We start from the raw sequence: 3,021 nt of genomic DNA on the forward strand, positions 1-3,021 counted from the left end.
AGGGCTTCTCCCCCAAAGATGATATAACGCAACTGGTCCGGTAATGGGTTATCGACATAACTGGCAATAAAGGCTTTGAAAGCACTCGGCGTCTGATTCAACACGGTGATACCGTGCTGACACACAAATTGATGCAGCTCCTGAGGTGAACGGGCGATCGCGTGTGGCACCAGAACCAGTTTTGCACCGTAACGTAGCGCTCCCCACAATTCCCATACCGAGAAATCAAAGGCGATGGAATGCAACAGGCACCAAATATCTTGCCGGTTAAAGTGATACCAGGATTCAGTCGCTTCAAACAAACGCAAGATATTACGATGCTCGACCATCACCCCCTTCGGCGTCCCCGTCGAGCCAGAGGTGTAAATCACATACGCCAGATGTCGGGCAGTCAGCACCGGGACCTGTGGATTACTGTCCGGTTGATCAAGCAAGGTATTCGGGTCGAGCACAGTCAGCGCAGCCAACGTTTTCTCGTCCAGAGCATCACGTCCGGTATTATCCGCCAGCAAAATAGCCGGGGCCGCATCGGTCAGAATATGAGTCAGACGCTCCCCGGTATAGACCGGATCCAGTGGCACATAGGTGCCACCGGCTTTCAGCACCGCCAATACCGCGACCACCATTGCCGGTGAACGTGATACGCAAATCGCCACCCGCTGGTCCGGCTCTACCCCCAGCGCAATCAGCTGATGGGCCAGCCGGTTAGCCCGGGTATTTAATTCGGCATAATTGAGAGTTTGCTCTTCATACACTAACGCTATAGCGTCAGGGGTTTTCTCGACCTGTTGCTCAAACAATTGATGAATACATAGCGCGTCAGGATAAGGGGTTTCCGTCGCGTTCCAGGTTTCCAGCAACAGCCTGCGCTCCGACAATGCCAGGATATCAATTTCCCCGATCCGCTGTTGAGCATCAGTGACCATCTCTTGCAACACCGCGTGCAGATATCCCACCTGCCGCTCTATCGTCGATTGATCAAACAGGGCAGTGGCATAACTCAACGCACCGACAATCCGACCCTCTTGTTCTGACAGATTCAGCTCAAGATCAAATTTGACAATATCAATCTCAGAAACCTGATCGACCGGTGACACAGCCAGCCCCGGTAACTGCCAGGCCGTGTTCTCATTGTTTTGCCAGGCAAACATTACCTGGAACAACGGCGTATGCGCCAGTTGGCGCGGCGGCTGCACGATTTCCACCACCTGCTCAAACGGTAAATCCTGATGCTCCTGGGCCGCTAAAGCGGTCTGTCGCACCCGCGCCAGCAACTCCGTCACCGTCAGCTCACCCGATAAATCAACACGCAACGCCAGCGTATTGACAAAGAATCCGATCAGTGACTCCACTTCCTGACGACTGCGGCCTGCACTCGGTGTGCCAATCACCACATCGTCCTGACCTGACAGACGCGACAGGACCACCGCCCAGGCAGACAACAGTGTCATAAATAACGTGACACCGTGTTGCTCACTCAGGCGTTTAAGCGCGGTCGTCAATGCCGTATCCAGATTAACCGGCACGGTATGCCCAACAAATGACTGCTCCAGCGGACGGGGCCGGTCAGTGGGTAAATCCAGCAGAACCGGTGCGTCAGCCAATATCGCACGCCAATAGTCGGATTGCATTTGGGTCCGTTCCGCCAGCAACCACTGACGCTGCCAGGCGGCGTAATCCGGGTATTGAATCGCCAAAGGAGGCAGCGGATCCGGTTGCCCGGCCAAAAACGCCGTATAGAGTGCGCTCAGTTCACGTATCAACACATCGACAGACCAGCCATCGGAAACAATGTGATGCTGAATGAGCAGGAACCGGTATTCGTCATCGGTGAGCCGGATCAGACCGGCGCGGATCAGCGGGCCACGGTCAAGGTTAAATGACGCACGAACTTCCTCGGCACACAGACGCTCAAGAACCCCCTCCGCATCCGGGAGCCCACGCAGGTCATGTTGAGACAGCAGCAAGCCGCTATCCGGTGCCAACAGCTGCACTTGTGGCTGATCTTCAATAGAGACAAAGACAGAGCGTAACGCTTCATGACGGGCAAACAAGGTATCCAGTGCCTTTTGCCAGGCCATGATATCCAGTTGACCACATAAGCGCAGAGCCATCGAGATATGATAAGTCTCGCTGACGCCCTCAAGCTGTGCCAGAAACCACAGGCGCTGTTGAGCAAATGACAGCGGCAGCTCACCCTCACGGGATATCGGCACGATGACCGGTAGAATAGGATCCGGTTGACCAGACCGGGCCTGCATGACCTCGGCAAAAGCCGCCAAAGTAGGGAATTTAAACAGGGTCGCCAGCGACAGTTCGACACCAAGCGCCGCGACACGGTTCATCACCCGTACCGCCAGCAACGAATGGCCGCCCAGAGCAAAGAAATTGTCATGCCGGCTGATTTGCTCAATCCCCAGGATTTCACGCCAAATCGCTGCCAGCGCGATTTCTGTTTCACCCTGCGGCGCGGCGTAAACCTGACGAGCAACCGCTTCCATGTCCGCTGCCGGCAACGCTTGACGATCTAACTTGCCGTTCGGGGTTAACGGGAAGGCATCCAGCCGAACAAAGGCCGACGGCACCATATAATCCGGTAAAATGGCACTCAGATAAGTATGCAGGCTATTGACCAGCCCCTCATCTGCGGGTGCCACCACATAAGCCACCAGCCGTTTCTCCTGCCCTTCCCCCTGCGCCAATACCACCGATTCACTTACTGCCGGGTGTTCCACCAGCCGGGCCTCAATTTCCCCCGGTTCAATGCGGAAACCCCGGATCTTAACCTGCTGGTCATTACGGCCCAAAAACGCCAGGTTGCCGTCCGGCAGATAACGGGCCAAATCCCCGGTGCGGTACATGCGCGCACCCGGTTTATCACTGAACGGATCGATAAGGAAACGTTCGGCGGTCAATTCAGGGCGATTAAAGTAGCCCCGCGCTACACCTGTCCCCCCGATATAAATCTCTCCCACCACACCCAACGGCACCGGCTGACCATACCTGTCCAGCAAGTAAAGA

At 55.5% G+C, this 3,021-nt stretch carries 1 protein-coding gene; it reads right to left on the reverse strand.

The annotated features are described in order from the left end of the window. Window positions 1–3,021, reverse strand: a 3,021-nt coding sequence (locus ACGF7G_RS21800; protein WP_387468347.1) for a condensation domain-containing protein, incomplete at both ends; no start/stop codon positions are given.

Source organism: Photorhabdus sp. RM323S (assembly GCF_042879375.1).
Taxonomy (GTDB): Bacteria; Pseudomonadota; Gammaproteobacteria; order Enterobacterales; family Enterobacteriaceae; genus Photorhabdus; species Photorhabdus tasmaniensis.